15 protein-coding genes are annotated in these 14,131 nt (G+C 69.7%); 2 read left to right on the forward strand and 13 right to left on the reverse strand.

Going from position 1 to position 14,131, the window contains the following annotated elements:
- Positions 1-34 precede the first annotated feature (34 nt).
- The 7 genes from secF to ACTJJZ_RS06440 form a co-directional block, all read right to left on the reverse strand.
- Positions 35-1,033 (reverse strand): protein translocase subunit SecF, encoded by a 999-nt coding sequence (secF, locus tag ACTJJZ_RS06410; protein WP_440720343.1) that lies wholly within the window; start codon positions 1,031-1,033, stop codon positions 35-37.
- Positions 1,033-2,766 (reverse strand): protein translocase subunit SecD, encoded by a 1,734-nt coding sequence (gene secD / locus ACTJJZ_RS06415; RefSeq protein WP_440720344.1) that lies wholly within the window; start codon positions 2,764-2,766, stop codon positions 1,033-1,035. The genes secF and secD overlap by 1 nt, the downstream gene beginning before the upstream one ends.
- Positions 2,767-2,818: 52 nt before the next feature.
- On the reverse strand, positions 2,819-3,262 hold the full coding sequence (locus ACTJJZ_RS06420) for a preprotein translocase subunit YajC (RefSeq protein WP_440720345.1): 444 nt from the start codon (positions 3,260-3,262) through the stop codon (positions 2,819-2,821).
- A gap of 84 nt (positions 3,263-3,346) precedes the next feature.
- Positions 3,347-4,375, reverse strand: a complete 1,029-nt coding sequence (gene ruvB / locus ACTJJZ_RS06425; protein ID WP_440720346.1) for a Holliday junction branch migration DNA helicase RuvB — start codon at positions 4,373-4,375, stop codon at positions 3,347-3,349.
- Complete coding sequence (gene ruvA, locus ACTJJZ_RS06430; RefSeq protein WP_440720347.1) at positions 4,368-4,991, reverse strand: Holliday junction branch migration protein RuvA; 624 nt, start codon at positions 4,989-4,991, stop codon at positions 4,368-4,370. The genes ruvB and ruvA overlap by 8 nt, the downstream gene beginning before the upstream one ends.
- Positions 4,992-5,000: 9 nt before the next feature.
- Positions 5,001-5,585 carry a crossover junction endodeoxyribonuclease RuvC gene (gene ruvC, locus ACTJJZ_RS06435; protein ID WP_440720348.1) on the reverse strand — a complete coding sequence of 195 codons (585 nt, stop codon included), beginning with the start codon at positions 5,583-5,585 and terminating at the stop codon, positions 5,001-5,003.
- 9 nt (positions 5,586-5,594) lie between these two features.
- The gene (locus ACTJJZ_RS06440) at positions 5,595-6,560 is read right to left on the reverse strand and encodes a LysR family transcriptional regulator (RefSeq protein WP_440720349.1); all 966 of its coding nucleotides are present in this window, start codon (positions 6,558-6,560) and stop codon (positions 5,595-5,597) included.
- Between the two features lie 71 nt (positions 6,561-6,631).
- Between ACTJJZ_RS06440 and ACTJJZ_RS06445 the strand changes: the two genes are divergently transcribed.
- The gene (locus ACTJJZ_RS06445; RefSeq protein ID WP_440720350.1) at positions 6,632-7,645 is read left to right on the forward strand and encodes a DMT family transporter; all 1,014 of its coding nucleotides are present in this window, start codon (positions 6,632-6,634) and stop codon (positions 7,643-7,645) included.
- Here the strand turns inward: ACTJJZ_RS06445 and ACTJJZ_RS06450 are convergent.
- The 4 genes from ACTJJZ_RS06450 to pdxS form a co-directional block, all read right to left on the reverse strand.
- Positions 7,572-8,189: a GrpB family protein gene (locus ACTJJZ_RS06450; RefSeq protein WP_440720351.1), complete on the reverse strand. Its 618-nt coding sequence runs from the start codon at positions 8,187-8,189 to the stop codon at positions 7,572-7,574. The genes ACTJJZ_RS06445 and ACTJJZ_RS06450 overlap by 74 nt on opposite strands.
- A gap of 16 nt (positions 8,190-8,205) precedes the next feature.
- Positions 8,206-8,964, reverse strand: coding sequence for a YebC/PmpR family DNA-binding transcriptional regulator (locus ACTJJZ_RS06455; RefSeq protein ID WP_440720352.1), 759 nt, complete (start codon positions 8,962-8,964; stop codon positions 8,206-8,208).
- 102 nt (positions 8,965-9,066) lie between these two features.
- A complete protein-coding gene (gene pdxT, locus ACTJJZ_RS06460; protein ID WP_440720392.1) occupies positions 9,067-9,678 on the reverse strand; it encodes a pyridoxal 5'-phosphate synthase glutaminase subunit PdxT in 612 nt (203 codons plus the stop codon).
- Positions 9,672-10,574, reverse strand: coding sequence for a pyridoxal 5'-phosphate synthase lyase subunit PdxS (gene pdxS, locus ACTJJZ_RS06465; protein ID WP_440720353.1), 903 nt, complete (start codon positions 10,572-10,574; stop codon positions 9,672-9,674). The genes pdxT and pdxS overlap by 7 nt, the downstream gene beginning before the upstream one ends.
- Before the next feature lie 118 nt (positions 10,575-10,692).
- Here pdxS and pdxY point away from each other — a divergent pair, with 118 nt between their 5' ends.
- Positions 10,693-11,544 (forward strand): pyridoxal kinase PdxY, encoded by an 852-nt coding sequence (gene pdxY / locus ACTJJZ_RS06470; protein ID WP_440720354.1) that lies wholly within the window; start codon positions 10,693-10,695, stop codon positions 11,542-11,544.
- Positions 11,545-11,588: 44 nt separating this feature from the next.
- Here the strand turns inward: pdxY and ACTJJZ_RS06475 are convergent, their stop codons facing one another.
- Both ACTJJZ_RS06475 and thrS read right to left on the reverse strand, forming a co-directional pair.
- Positions 11,589-12,155: an HIT family protein gene (locus ACTJJZ_RS06475; protein WP_440720355.1), complete on the reverse strand. Its 567-nt coding sequence runs from the start codon at positions 12,153-12,155 to the stop codon at positions 11,589-11,591.
- Complete coding sequence (gene thrS / locus ACTJJZ_RS06480; RefSeq protein WP_440720393.1) at positions 12,152-14,131, reverse strand: threonine--tRNA ligase; 1,980 nt, start codon at positions 14,129-14,131, stop codon at positions 12,152-12,154. Before thrS ends, ACTJJZ_RS06475 begins: the two co-directional genes overlap by 4 nt.

A 14,131-nucleotide genomic window follows, 5' to 3' on the forward strand; every position in this document is an offset into this window, starting at 1 on the left:
ACGCGCGGAGAGGACGCCGGGACGCATCGAGGGATCAGACCTCCACCGCGACGACCGTGGCACGGGAACGGGCCCCGAGCACGCGCTTGTCGTGATCTTTGATCGTCGCCTCGTTCTCGCGGAACAGCGAGTAGAGCGGCGCCGCCACGAACAGCGTCGAGTAGGTGGCCACGATGATCCCGACGAAGATCGACAGCGAGATGTCGGTCAGCGTCTGCGCACCGAGCCAGAACGCGCCGATGAACAGGATCGCGCCGACCGGCAGCGCCGCGATGATCGCGGTGTTGATCGAGCGCACCAGGGTCTGGTTGACCGCGAGGTTTACGGACTCGCCGAACGTCCGGGAGGACTTCGCGCCCTCCTCGGTGGTGTTCTCGCGGATCTTGTCGAACACGACCGTGGTGTCGTACAGCGAATACGCCAGGATCGTCAGGAAGCCGATCACGGCGGCCGGGGAGATCTCGAAGCCGGCCAGCGCGTACACGCCGATCGTGATGATCAGCACGTCCAGCAGGCCGAGGATGGCCGCGGCCGACATCTTCCAGGTGCGGAAGTAGAACGCCAGGATGAGGAACGTGAGGGCGAGGAAGATCGCGAGGCCCCACAGCGACTGGCGGGTGACGTTCTCGCCCCAGCTCGGGCCGATGAACGAGGTGTTCACCTTGTCGGTCGGGACGTCGTAGGCCTTCGCCAGCGCCGCGGCGACCTGCGTGGTCTGGTCGTTCGACATCTGCGCGGTCTGCACGCGGATGTCGCGATTGCTGACCGTGGTGACCTTGGTGGTGACGGAAGGAGTGACCGCGTGCACGGCCGTCGTCGCGATGCTCTGGTCGCGGTTCGCGGGCGACTCGACCGTGAACTGCGAGCCGCCGGTGAACTCGATCGAGAACTGCACGGGCCGCAGCAGCGGCACGAGCGCGGATCCGATGACGAGCAGGATCGCGATGACGAACCAGATCCGCCGCCTGCCGACGAACGGGAAGGAGGTCTTGCCGGAGTAGAGGTCGTTGCCGAACTCGTTCATGGAGCGCATCAGTCGTTCCCCTCGTTCCCGGAGCGCCCCGCGCCCGTGTCGGCGGCGGCGAGAGCCTCCGCCCGCTTGCGCTCGGCGATGGTCTGGCGGCGCTCCGCTTCGCCGCGGGAACGGCTCGCCCTGGCCGCCTTGCCCTGCGATGCCGGAGCGACCTCGCGGTACTCGGTGCGCGTGCGGTAGACCGCGCCGAGCGCCTCCGGGTCCATGCCGGACAGCGGGTGCCCGTCGCCGAAGAAGCGCGTGCGGGCGAGCAGCTGCATCACCGGGTGCGTGAAGATCACGAAGATCCCCACGTCGATGAGAGTGGTGAGACCGAGCGTGAACGCGAAGCCCTTCACCGTGGCGTCGGCCAGGATGTACAGCACCACGGCGGCGAGCACGTTGATGGACTTGGAGATGTAGATCGTGCGCTTGGCACGCGCCCAGCCGTCCTCGACCGCGCCGGTGATCGACTTGCCGTCGCGCAGCTCGTCCCTGATGCGTTCGAAATAGACGATGAACGAGTCCGCGGTGAAACCGATCGACACGATCAGGCCCGCGACGCCGGCGAGCGACAGGCGGAAGCCCATCCGCCAGCCGAGGATGCAGATGATCACGTAGGTGAGCACCGCCATCACTGCGATCGAGGCGACGATCACGAAGCCGAGCGCCCGGTAGCTGAGCAGAGAGTAGAGCGCGACGAGGCCCAGGCCGATGAGGCCGGCGATGAGGCCGATCTGCAGCTGCTGCGATCCGAGCGTGGCGGAGATGGTGTCCGAGCTCTGCACCGTGAAGCTGATCGGCAGGGCGCCGAACTTGAGCTGGTCGGCGAGGCTCTTCGAGCTCTCCTGGGTGAAGGATCCGCTGATCGACGGACGGCCGTCCAGGATGATGCCGTTCATCGACGGGGCGGAGATGACGGAGCCGTCGAGGACGAACGCGAACTGGTTGCGCGGCGTCTGGTTCTGCTGCGTGAAGGCGTAGAGGCGCTGGCTGACCTTGCCGAACGCGTCGGTGCCCTTCCCGTTGAAGGTCAGGTTGACCTCCCACTGGCCGTTCTGCTGGTTCATGCCGGCCTGCGCGTCGGTGATCGACGTGCCGTCCAGCTCGACGGGCCCGAGCAGGTACTTCGCCTGACCGCTGCTGTCGCACGCGATGAGCGGCTGGTCGGCGGGCAGCTTGGCGGCGTCGCGCTTGGTCTTGCAGTCGTAGGCGAGGAACTCCGCCTGCAGCTTCGGCGTGATCCAGGACAGGTCGCTGCCGTCCGTCGGCGACGCCGTGGGGGTGGAGGCGAGGTCGGGCGCAGGCGTCGGATACGGAGTGGACTTGCCGTCGCCGCCCACGAACGAGGTGGCCGGGTTGGTGGCTGCGAGCACCGCGCGCAGCTCCATCTTCGCGCTCGCCTGGATGCGCTCCCGGGTGGCCTGGTCGGCCTTGCCCGCGATCTGCACCACGATGTTGCGTCCGCCCTCGGTGGTGATGTCGGACTCGCCGACCCCGGAGGCGTCCACGCGCTGACGGATGATCTGCGCGGCCTGGTCGAGCTGGTCCGCGCTCGGGTCCTTGCCGTCGGCGGTCTGCGCGCTCAGGATGATCTGCGTGCCGCCCTGCAGGTCGAGGGCGAGCGAGGGCGTCCAGGAGCTCTTGCCGAAGCCGTAGACGCCGACGGCGTTCAGGCCGAAGAGCACCGCCACGATGACGAGCAGGCCGAGCAGGACCCGCCAGGCGTGCTTGACGGGGGAAGAAGATGCCACGAAGGTTCTTCGCTTTCTAGGAGAGCGGGCTTTCTACGTGCGCGGGAGCGCGTCAGTTCTTGTCGTCCGCCTCGCGCTCCAGGCGGGCGCGGGTCTCCTCGGCGGACTCGATGCGGACGTCGCCGTCCTTGGCGGGGCGCTCGTCGAGCGGGGTCTGGTCGTCGAGAGGCGTGTGCGCCTCGGCCGCTGCGGACTCCGCGGCCGTCGCGTCCTGGTCCTCGTTCACGACGCGCAGGATCGCCTGGGAGTGCACCTCGATGATCACGCCGGGCGCGATCTCCACGCGGGCCGGACGGTCGAGGTTGTCGGGGTCGAACTCGACGATCGTGCCGTACAGGCCGCCCTGCATGAGCACGCGGGCACCGGCGACGGTCTCGCGAGCCTTCTGCTCCTGCTCCTCCTTCATGCGCTTGTTGCGCCGACGGGTGCTGAACACCATGAAGACGAGGAGGATCGCGAGGACGAAGAAGAGCCCGTACTGCGAGAAGAAGGTCATGATGTTCATTCGGGAACAGGGCCTTTCGGGCGTGCGCGCCACCGATGGCGCGCGAAAAAAGGGGATGGTGGAAGTCTTCAGCGATTATAGGTCATCGAAGAGCGCCGACCCCTCGGGGTGCGACGCGCCGAGGTGGGCGTAGGCCTCCGGCATCGCGATCCGGCCGCGCGGGGTGCGCCCCAGGAAGCCGATGCGGACGAGATACGGTTCGACGACGCTCTCGATGGTGTCCGGCTCCTCGCCGACCGAGACGGCGAGCGTGCTGAGCCCGACCGGTCCGCCGCGGAACCGGCGCACGATCGCGTCCAGCACCGCCCTGTCCAGCCGGTCGAGTCCGATCCGGTCGACGTCGTAGAGCTCGAGCGCAGCGCGGACGTCCTCGACGGAGGCCGAGGATCCGCCGCCGTGCACGAGCGCATAGTCGCGCACGCGCCGCAGGAGGCGGTTCGCGATGCGGGGCGTGCCCCGGGAGCGCCGTGCGATCTCCGCCCGGGCGATCGCGGGGACGGTCACTCCGAGCACGATCGCGGAGCGCTCGACGACGCGCTCCAGCTCGTCGGGCTCGTAGTACTCCAGGTGCGCGGTGAACCCGAAACGGTCGCGCAGCGGATTGGGCAACAGGCCGGATCGCGTGGTGGCGCCGACGAGCGTGAACGGGGCGAGGTCGAGCGGGATGCTGGTCGCCCCGGCTCCCTTTCCGACCATGATGTCGATCCGGAAGTCCTCCATCGCGAGGTACAGCATCTCTTCCGCAGAGCGCGCCATCCGGTGGATCTCGTCGATGAAGAGGACCTCGCCGGACGTGAGGCTGGACAGCAGCGCGGCGAGGTCGCCGGCGTGCTGGATCGCCGGGCCGCTGGACATGCGCAGCGGCCGCTTGCTCTCGTGCGCGACGATCATCGCGAGCGTCGTCTTGCCGAGCCCGGGAGGCCCGGAGAGCAGGATGTGATCGGCCGGACGCTCCTGGATCCGGGCGGCCTCGAGCAGCAGCTTCATCTGCCCGCGCACCTTGTGCTGGCCGACGAACTCGTCCAGGCTCGTGGGGCGCAGGGCGCCCTCGATCGCGAGTTCGACCTCGTCGACGACCTCGCCGGAGTCCTGGAACTCAGCCACGGGCGCCTCCCTGCGCGGCCGCTGCGGGTCCGAGCGTGGCGAGGGTGCGCCGCAGCAGCAGCGCGACGGATCCGCGCTCGGTCTCGCTCGCGTCGGCGACGCTGCGCTCGGCGGCATCCGCGGCGACGCGCTCGGTCCAGCCAAGGCCGATGAGCGCGGCCACGAGCTGCGTGCTGATCTCGTCGGGGATCGATGTCGTCGCAGCGGTCGCGACCGGCGCCTGCAGCTTGCCGGCCAGCTGCACGACGATGAGCTTGGCGGTCTTCGGGCCGATCCCGGAGACACGGCGGAACGGCGCGTCGTCGTCGGCGGCCACCGCCGCGGCGATCTGATCGACCGAGAGATGCGAGAGCACCCCGAGTGCGGACTTCGGGCCCACGCCGGTCACCCCGAGCAGATGGCCGAACACCTCGAGCTCGGTGGCGTCCGCGAACCCGTAGAGCGACAGTGCGTCCTCCCGCACGATGAGCGACGTGTGCAGCCGCAGCTCGTGCCCGACCCTGGCCGTGTGCGCGACGTCGCCGGGCACGGCCACGAAGAATCCGACCCCGCCGACCTCGATGACGACGGAATCCGAGGTCGCGGACAGCACGATGCCGCGCAGAGAGGAGATCATGGCAGAAGTCTACGCACCGGCTCGTAGATATGTTCGAGCGACACGCTCGGCGTCCGCCCAGGCCTTCTGCGCCGGCGTGAGCGCGCCGTCGGCCGTCCCTGCGGACAGTCCTGGCCCGCGCCATGCGTGGCACAGCGCGATCGCGAGAGCGTCGGCCGCGTCGGCGGGCTGCGGGGGCGCGTCCAGTCGCAGGATCCGGGCGATCATCGCCTGCACCTGCTTCTTGTCCGCGGATCCGTAGCCGGTCACGGCGGCCTTCACCTCGCTCGGGGTGTGGGTCGCGGCCGGCAGGCCGTACTCGGCGGCGATGAGCAGCGCGACGCCGCTCGCCTGCGCCGTGCCCATCACCGTGTGGCTGTTCTGCTGCGCGAAGACCCGCTCGACGGCGACCGCGACGGGCGCGTGCTCGGCGATCACCGCGCGGATGCCGGCGGCCACGGCGGCGAGCCTCTCGCCGATCGGCGCGTCCACCGGGGTCCGGATGACACCCACGTGCACCAGGGTGCCGCGGCGCCTCGCGTCGACATCGACCACGCCCACGCCGCATCGCGTGAGGCCGGGGTCGATGCCCAGGATCCGCCGCACTCCTGTCATCGCTCCAGGCTAGGCGCCGACGTCGCTTCCGGCGCCGAGGCGCTCCGCTGTCGCGGATCCGTCCAATGTCCCGGTCCCGCTGAGTGCCGCAGCCCGGGTACGCAGCGCGTCGAGCACGCCCCGCACGGCCGCTCGGTGCAGCGTTTCGGGGCGGGCGAGCACGTCGATGCGGCGCCGCGGGGCGGCATCCGCCACGATGGGGCGCTGCACCAGCCCGGGACCGACGTACACTCCGCCGGTATGCCGCGGCAGGAGCGCGACCGCATCGGAGACCGCGAGCACCGCGGTGGTGACGGCGTAGTCGTTGACACGGTGGCGGATCACCGGCTCACGTCCGCCGAGCGCCCCGAGGAGGTCGACCGAATCAGCCAGCGGATTGTCCGCATGCACGTTGATCCACTCGATGTCCGCGAGCTCCCCCGGTGCCACCGGCCCGGGCACGTCGAGGCGGTGTCCGCGCCGGAACGTCACATCGAGCGGCTCCTCCAGCAGCGGAATGACGCGGACGCCGGGGGGCCAGGCCGCCCGCCCCGGCAGGCGATGCGCGATGACGAGGTCGATGTCGGCGGTGAGCGCGGCGTAGCGGTCGTGCGCGACATCCCGGTCGGTCAGGGCGAGCACCGGTCGGCCGGGCAGGGCGGTCGCCAGAAGCGTCGGGAAGAAGGTCTGCGCCACGGAGGAGAGCGCGGAGACGGAGACCGTCGCATCCTCGGACCGGTGAAAGCGGGCGATCGCCTCCCGTGCATCCGTCAACGCAGTCTCCACCCCAATGGCGGCGTCGGCGAGCGCGTGGCCGGCGTCTGTGAGCACGGTGCGTCGGCCCTCCAGCCGGGTCAGGGCGACGCCGGCGCTGCGTTGCAGCGCCGCGAGCTGCTGCGAGACGGCCGAGGGCGTGAGCCGGAATGCCGCTGTGACCCGCGCGATCGATCCACGGTCGCGCAGTTCACGAAGAGCACGCAGCTGAGTCGGATCCATAAGCACAACTTATGCTCAAGGACAGAGATCGGCATCTTGTCTGTCCTCTCTGCCAGCGCGAGGGTGGACGGGTGCCGCTCCCCTCCCCTCGTCGTCCTCGCCTCCGCCTCGGCGACATGATGCTGCTCTCAGGGGCGGCCTGCTGGGGTTCCACATACCTGGTCGTCAAGGAGCTGCTGCCGGAGGCGGATCTCGCGCCGGTGCTCATCGCGACGCGCATGCTCATCTCGGCGGCTGCGCTGACGCTGTTCGCCCTCGTCCTGCGGCGCGGCCGGCCGACATCGCAGGAATGGCGTGCCGGGATCCTGCTCGGTCTTCCGCTCAGTGCCGTGTTCGCGCTGGAGACCTACGGGGTCGCGCTGACGAGCGCCACCAACGCCGGAGTCCTCATCGCGCTGTGCATCGTGCTGGTCCCGTTCGCGGAGTCCGCCGTACGGCGCACCCGGCTGCACGCCGGGGTCGTCATGCTCTGCGCAGTTGCAGTCGCAGGTGCCTGGCTGATCTCGTCGGGGGACGGGCTCACGATGCCCGGCACGGGTGATCTGCTCATCCTGGGTGCCGCGCTCGCCCGCGTCGCGCACGTGACGTCGTCGAGCGCTCTTCAGGCAGGCAGGTCGATGGATCCGTATCGGCTCACTGCGATCCAGCTCAGCACCGTCGGCCTCGCCTTCGCGATCCTCTGTCCTGTGATCGACGCGCCGGTCGGCAGGTTCTTCGCCGCCATGACGCCGACGCGGATCGGTGCGCTGTTGTACCTCGGGGTCGTGGCGGGCGCTGCGGTGTTCGTGATCCAGACCTGGGGCATCGCGGCGACCTCGGCGACGCACGCGGGACTGCTGCTGGGCACCGAGCCCGTCTGGGCTGCCCTCTGCGGCGTGCTCGTCGCAGGCGACCGGCTCGGCCCTGTCAGCGTGCTCGGGATCGTCGTGATGCTCATCGCGGTGCTCTGCGCGCAGCGCGCCTCCGTGCGTGTACAGCGGGGCGCGAGCGGGGAGCCCCCCGGAGCGGCGATCAGCGAGAGGTCGGGGCGGCCGTCGCCCGCGGGGGGCGGGGCCATCCCATCCGCCGCTGCGCCTCGTCCATGAAGACGGACTTCGCCCGGGTGTAGTCGTCGTAGTCGTCCGCGCCGGCGAATTCCGCCGCCAAAGCCCGCTTGTGCGCCGCGTAGTCCGCGCGGGCGCTGCCATCGGAACGGAGCCAGTCGCGGAAGCACAGCACGAAGTCGGCGAATGAGGAGTCCATGCGGCGCACATGCAGGATCACTCCGGGGTTCTGCGGATGCGGCTCCTCCCGGAAGAACAGCAGCTTCTCGTGATGAGCGGGAGAGGTTCCCGGTCGCGGAACGTCCCGGTCGACACCGGGGGAATCGGGACGGGATCCGCGCGCACGCCGGAATCCGCACGACGCCAGAGCGGTGCTCATCTGCGCCTCGTCGGGCAGCTCGGCCATGAGCAGCTGCAGGTCGAGGAAGCCCTTGGCATCGAGTCCGGGCACAGCGGTGGAACCGATGTGATCGAGTCGCAGCGGCTCCGGCGTCACCGCCGCGACCGCCCGGCGGATGCGTTCCAGCCAAGCCTCAGCGAGCGATGGCCACGCCGGATCATACGGGACGATCTGCGGCGCGGCCATCGAAGAGATTCTCGGCTTACTCGTCGTTCTCGAGCTCGGCCTGCACCTCGGACGTGAGGTCGAAGTTCGCGTACACGTTCTGCACGTCGTCGCTGTCCTCGAGGGCGTCGATCAGACGGAAGATCTTGCGCGCGGCCTCGGCGTCGATCTCGACCTTGAGGTTCGGCACGAACTCGACGTCGGCCGACTCGTATTCGATGCCGGCCTCCTGCAGGGCCGTGCGGACCGCGACGAGGTCGGAGGCGTCGGTGATGACCTCGAAGCCCTGCGCGTGCGGCTCGATCTCCTCGGCGCCCGCCTCGAGCGCCGCCATCATGACGTCGTCCTCGGTGGTGCCCTCGCCGTCGACCACGATCACGCCCTTGCGGGTGAAGTTGTAGGCGACGCTGCCGGGGTCGGCGAGCGTGCCGCCGTTGCGGGTGAGCGCGGTGCGCACCTCCGCCGCGGCGCGGTTCTTGTTGTCGGTGAGGCACTCGATCATGAGCGCGACGCCGTTGGTGCCGTAGCCCTCGTACATGATCGAGGAGTACTCGACCGACTCGCCGCCGATGCCGGCGCCGCGCTTGATCGCGCGATCGATGTTGTCCTTCGGGACGGACGTCTTCTTGGCCTTGAGCACGGCGTCGAACAGCGTCGGGTTGCCCGAGAGATCAGGGCCGCCGAGCTTGGCGGCGACCTCGATGTTCTTGATGAGCTTGGCCCACGACTTCGCACGCCGCGAGTCGATGACGGCCTTCTTGTGCTTGGTCGTGGCCCACTTGGAATGCCCGGACATATCTCTCCCGCTCGTGTCTCCCCGCGGAACGTCCCGCAGGGCATCGTCCATTCTAGAAGATCGCGGCGCGGCCGACCGCAGATCGGCATCGAGCGCGGGTCCTCAGGCCGCCGCGGCGCCTCGCCGTCGCCGGGCGGTGTCGAGCAGCCGCGCATGGAAACGGGACTCGCCGTTCATCTCCGGGTGGAAGCTCGTGCCGAGCAGGTTGCCCTGCTCGACGGCCACCACACCGCCGTCCGGCAGCGTCGCGATCGCCCGCGCCTGCGGACCGACCCGGGTGATCAGCGGAGCACGGATGAACGTGGCCGCGACCTCCCCGTCGATGCCGTCGACGGTCAGCTCCGTCTCGAACGACTCGACCTGGCCGCCGAACGCGTTCCGGGCGACCGTGACGTCGAGGCCGCCGAACGTCAGCTGCCCGTCGATCGCGCCCTCGATCTCGTCCGCGAGCAGGATCAGCCCCGCGCACGTGCCGTAGACCGGGAGACCGTCGCCGATCGCGACGCGCAGCGGATCCCGCAGCCCGAAGATCCGGGAGAGCTTGTCGATCACGCTCGACTCGCCGCCGGGGATCACCAGGCCGTCCAGGCCGTCCAGCTGCTCGGGGCGGCGGACGGAGACCGTCTCCGCCCCGAGCGAGGTCAGGATCGCGGCATGCTCGCGCACATCTCCCTGCAGCGCCAGCACGCCGATCCGGAGAGCGGATGTCACCAGCCGCGCTCCGCGAGCCGGTGCGGGGCGGGCAGGTCGGACACGTTGATGCCGACCATCGCCTCACCGAGTCCCCGGGAGACCTGGGCGATCACGGCGGGGTCGTCGTACGCGGCCGTCGCCTTGACGATGGCCGCGGCGCGGGCCTCGGGGTTGCCGGACTTGAAGATGCCGGATCCGACGAAGACCCCGTCGGCGCCGAGCTGCATCATCATGGCGGCGTCGGCGGGAGTCGCCACTCCCCCGGCCACGAACATGACGACCGGCAGCGCGCCCTTCTCAGCGATCTCGGAGACCAGCTCGTACGGGGCCTGCAGCTCCTTCGCCGCGACGTACAGCTCGTCCTTCGAGAGCGACGTCAGGCGCGCGATCTCGCCGCGGATGGTGCGGATGTGCTTCATCGCCTCGGACACGTCGCCGGTGCCGGCCTCGCCCTTGGAGCGGATCATGGCCGCGCCCTCGGTGATGCGCCGGAGCGCCTCGCCGAGGTTGGTCGCACCGCAGACGAAGGGCACGGTGAAGCCCCACTTGTCGATGTGGTTCACGTAGTCGGCCGGGGAGAGCACCTCGGACTCGTCGATGTAGTCGACGCCGAGCTCCTGCAGCACCTGCGCCTCGACGAAGTGGCCGATGCGCGCCTTCGCCATCACCGGGATCGACACGGCCGAGATGATGCCGTCGATCATGTCGGGGTCGCTCATGCGCGACACGCCGCCCTGGGCGCGGATGTCGGCGGGCACGCGCTCGAGCGCCATGACGGCGACGGCGCCGGCGTCCTCGGCGATCTTCGCCTGCTCGGGAGTGACGACGTCCATGATGACGCCGCCCTTGAGCATCTCCGCGAGGCCGCGCTTGACGCGACCGGTACCGGTGGTGGCTTCGGGTGCAAGTTCTGTCATAGGACAGATCATACGCTGTCTGAATCGATGCTCTCTGCGCGAGGACTGCGCGACGACGGCGCGGGAATGGCGCGGGGGTGGCGCAGGGAGGACGTGCTCGGGATGGGAGGATCGAGGGATGAAGATCCTCTCGATCCAGTCCGCCGTCGCGTACGGCCACGTGGGCAACTCCGCCGCGGTCTTCCCGCTCCAGCGCATCGGCGTGGAGGTCCTGCCGGTCTACACGGTGAACTTCTCCAACCACACCGGCTACGGCACCTGGCGCGGTCCGCTCATCGCGCCCGAGGACGTGCGCGAGGTCATCACGGGCATCGCGGAGCGCGGCGTGCTGGGCGAGGTCGACGCCGTGCTGAGCGGCTACCAGGGCGGCGAGGGCATCGCCGAGGTCATCGTCGATGCGGTCGCGCGGGTCAAGGCCGCCAACCCGAACGCGGTGTACGCGTGCGACCCGGTCATGGGCAACGCGAAGTCGGGCTGCTTCGTCGCCCCGGCCATCCCCGAGCTGCTCCGCGACCGGGTGGTGCCGGTGGCCGACATCATCACCCCGAACCAGTTCGAGCTCGGCTATCTGACCGGCACGTCGCCCGACTCGCTGGAGTCCACGCTCGCCTCGATCGACGCGGCGAGGGCGATGGGTCCGCGCACGGTGCTCGTCACGAGCGTGGAGCGCCCCGACCGCCCCGAGGGGACCGTGGAGATGCTCGCCGTCGACGATCAGGGCGCGTGGATCGTGCAGACCCCGCAGCTGCCGATGAAGGCGAACGGATCCGGCGATGTGACCGCAGCGCTGTTCACGGCGCACTACGTCCGCTCGGGATCCGCGGCCGAGGCGCTCCGGAAGACGGTGTCGAGCGTGTTCGACCTGCTCGCGCTCACGCTCGAGTCGGGCGATCGCGAGCTCCGGCTGATCGAGGCGCAGGAGTTCTACGCGCACCCGCGCGAGCAGTTCGAGGTCACGCGAGTCCGCTGAGGTCCGCCGGGGAACCCGACGGCCCCTGCCGCTTGGGTCCCGGTTCAGGCAGGCCAGGCCGCGGCGACCGTGTTGCGCACGTCGCCGAGCAGCTGCGGCAGCGCCTTGGTCTTCGCGATGATCGGGAAGAAGTTCGCGTCGCTGCTCCACCGCGGGACGACGTGCTGGTGCAGATGGGCGTCCACGCCCGCGCCTGCCACGGCGCCCTGGTTCATGCCGATGTTGAAGCCGTCGCAGCGCGAGGTCTCCGCGAGCACTCGCATCGCCGTCTGGGTGAGGTCGCCGATCTCCGCCACCTCCTCCGCCGTCGCCTGGTCGTACGTCGCGATGTGGCGGTACGGGCAGACCAGCAGATGGCCGGAGTTGTACGGGAACAGGTTCAGCAGCACGTAAGCGGTGCGTCCGCGAGCGACGATCAGCCGCTCCTCGTCCGAGTGCTTGGGCGCGTCGCAGAACGGGCACTCCTCGCGCAGCGGCTCGGGCCCGGCCTGGATGTAGGTCATCCGGTGCGGCACCCAGAGGCGCTGGAACTCGTCGGGGACGCCGGCGAGGTGCGCGGCATCCTCGAGCACGGACTCCTCGCCGGTTCCTGCGCCGCCGGCGACCGTCACGCGAGCTCGCCCGCCGTCTGCAGGTCGCCCGCGGACGAGACCAGCGCGTGGTCCTCGACCGCGCGGCGCACCCGTTCGACCGCCTCGGCGAGCGGCACGCCGTTCTCCTGGGATCCGTCCCGGAACCGGAACGAGACCGTGCCGGCGGCGCGGTCCTGCTCCCCTGCGATGAGGATCAGCGGGATCTTGCCCGTGGTGTGGTTGCGGATCTTCTTCTGCATCCGCTCGTCGGAGTGATCGACCTCGGCGCGCACGCCCACCGCCCGGAGCGCCGCGACCGCGTCGTCCAGGTAGTCGGCGAACTCCTCTGCCACGGGGACGCCCATGACCTGCACGGGCGACAGCCACAGCGGGAAGTCGCCGGCGTAGTGCTCCAGCAGGATCGCGAAGAATCGCTCGATCGAGCCGAACAGCGCACGATGGATCATGATCGGGCGCTTCTTCTGCCCGTCCTTGTCGGTGAACTCCAGCCCGAACCGTTCGGGCAGGTTCGGGTCCACCTGGACCGTGGACAGCTGCCACACGCGCCCGATCGCGTCGGTGGTCTTCAGGTCGATCTTCGGGCCGTAGAACGCGGCCTCGCCCGGCACCTCGGTGAGCTTGAGGCCGGAGGCGAGGGCGACGTTGCGCAGCGCGTTCGTGGAGTAGTCCCAGAACTCCTCGGTCCCGATCCACTTCTCCTTCTCGTCGTCGCGCATCGACAGCTCGAGCTCGAAGTCGCTGAGCCCGAAGTCGCGGAGCATGGACAGGATGAACTCGAGCACCTTGGTGACCTCGGACTCGAGCTGGTCGGGGGTCACGAACAGGTGCGAGTCGTCCTGCGTGAAGCCGCGCACGCGGGTGAGGCCGTGCAGGGCCCCGGACAGCTCGTTGCGGTAGACGGTGCCGTTCTCGGCGAAGCGCAGGGGCAGGTCGCGGTAGCTGCGCGCGCGCTCCTTGTAGATCAGGATGTGCATCGGGCAGTTCATCGGCTTCAGGTAGTAGTCCTGGCCCTGCTTGGTGACATGCCCGTCGGCGTCGCGCTCCTCGTCCATCCGGATCGGCGGGAACATTCCGTCCCTGTAGGTGACGAGGTGGTTCGAGGTGAGGAACAGATCCTCCTTCGAGATGTGCGGCGTGTACACGTAGTTGTAGCCGGCCTCGATGTGCCGGCGGCGGGCGTGCTGCTCCATCTCGCCGCGGATGATGCCGCCGCGGGGGTGCCAGACCGACAGGCCGGATCCGATCTCGTCCGGGAAGGAGAACAGGTCGAGCTCCTTGCCCAGGCGCCGGTGGTCGCGCTTCGCGGCCTCCTCGAGACGCTGCTGGTAGGCGCGCAGCTCGTCCTTGCTCGGCCAGGCGGTGCCGTAGATGCGCTGCAGCTGCGGGTTCTTCTCGGATCCGCGCCAGTACGCGGCCGCGATGCGGGTGAGGTCCCAGCCGTTCCCGATCAGACGGGTGCTCGGCAGGTGCGGTCCGCGGCAGAGATCCTTCCAGACGACCTCGCCGTCCTTGCTGACGTTGTCGTAGATGGTGAGTTCGCCCTCGCCCACCTCGACCGAGGCGCCTTCCACCTTGTGCGCGGCGCTGGTCGCTGCCGCGGTCCCCGAGCCCGTCGAAGGGCCCTTGAGGCCGATGAGCTCGAGCTTGAACGGCTCGTCGGCCAGTTCGACCCGCGCCTCGTCGTCGGTGACCACGCGACGCACGAAGCGCTGCCCCTCGCGCTGGATCCGCTGCATCTCCTTCGAGATCGCCTTCACGTCCTCAGGGGTGAACGGGGTGTCCACGCCGAAGTCGTAGTAGAAGCCGTCGGTGATGGGCGGGCCGATGCCGAGGTTGGCCTGCGGCTTGATCCGCTGCACCGCCTGGGCGAGCACGTGCGCGGTGGAGTGACGCAGGATCGCGAGGCCCTCCGGGCTGTCGATCGTGATGGGCTCGACGACGTCGCTCTCGGTCACCAGCGCGGCGAGGTCCTTCTGCTGGCCATTGACGAGCAT

The sequence above is a fragment of the Microbacterium sp. 22242 genome, from assembly GCF_052045495.1.
Classification (GTDB): Bacteria; Actinomycetota; Actinomycetes; order Actinomycetales; family Microbacteriaceae; genus Microbacterium.

Excerpts from the sequence above, each read along its gene's own strand:
- secF (WP_440720343.1), bottom strand. The coding sequence starts at position 1,033 with ATGCGCTCCATGAACGAGTTCGGCAACGACCTCTACTCCGGCAAGACC.
- ACTJJZ_RS06420 (WP_440720345.1), bottom strand. The coding sequence starts at position 3,262 with ATGACCTTCTTCTCGCAGTACGGGCTCTTCTTCGTCCTCGCGATCCTC.
- ruvA (WP_440720347.1), bottom strand. The coding sequence starts at position 4,991 with ATGATCTCCTCTCTGCGCGGCATCGTGCTGTCCGCGACCTCGGATTCC.
- ruvC (WP_440720348.1), bottom strand. The coding sequence starts at position 5,585 with ATGACAGGAGTGCGGCGGATCCTGGGCATCGACCCCGGCCTCACGCGA.
- ACTJJZ_RS06440 (WP_440720349.1), bottom strand. The coding sequence starts at position 6,560 with ATGGATCCGACTCAGCTGCGTGCTCTTCGTGAACTGCGCGACCGTGGA.
- ACTJJZ_RS06450 (WP_440720351.1), bottom strand. The coding sequence starts at position 8,189 with ATGGCCGCGCCGCAGATCGTCCCGTATGATCCGGCGTGGCCATCGCTC.
- ACTJJZ_RS06455 (WP_440720352.1), bottom strand. The coding sequence starts at position 8,964 with ATGTCCGGGCATTCCAAGTGGGCCACGACCAAGCACAAGAAGGCCGTC.
- pdxS (WP_440720353.1), bottom strand. The coding sequence starts at position 10,574 with ATGACAGAACTTGCACCCGAAGCCACCACCGGTACCGGTCGCGTCAAG.
- pdxY (WP_440720354.1), top strand. The coding sequence starts at position 10,693 with ATGAAGATCCTCTCGATCCAGTCCGCCGTCGCGTACGGCCACGTGGGC.
- thrS (WP_440720393.1), bottom strand. The coding sequence starts at position 14,131 with ATGCTCGTCAATGGCCAGCAGAAGGACCTCGCCGCGCTGGTGACCGAG.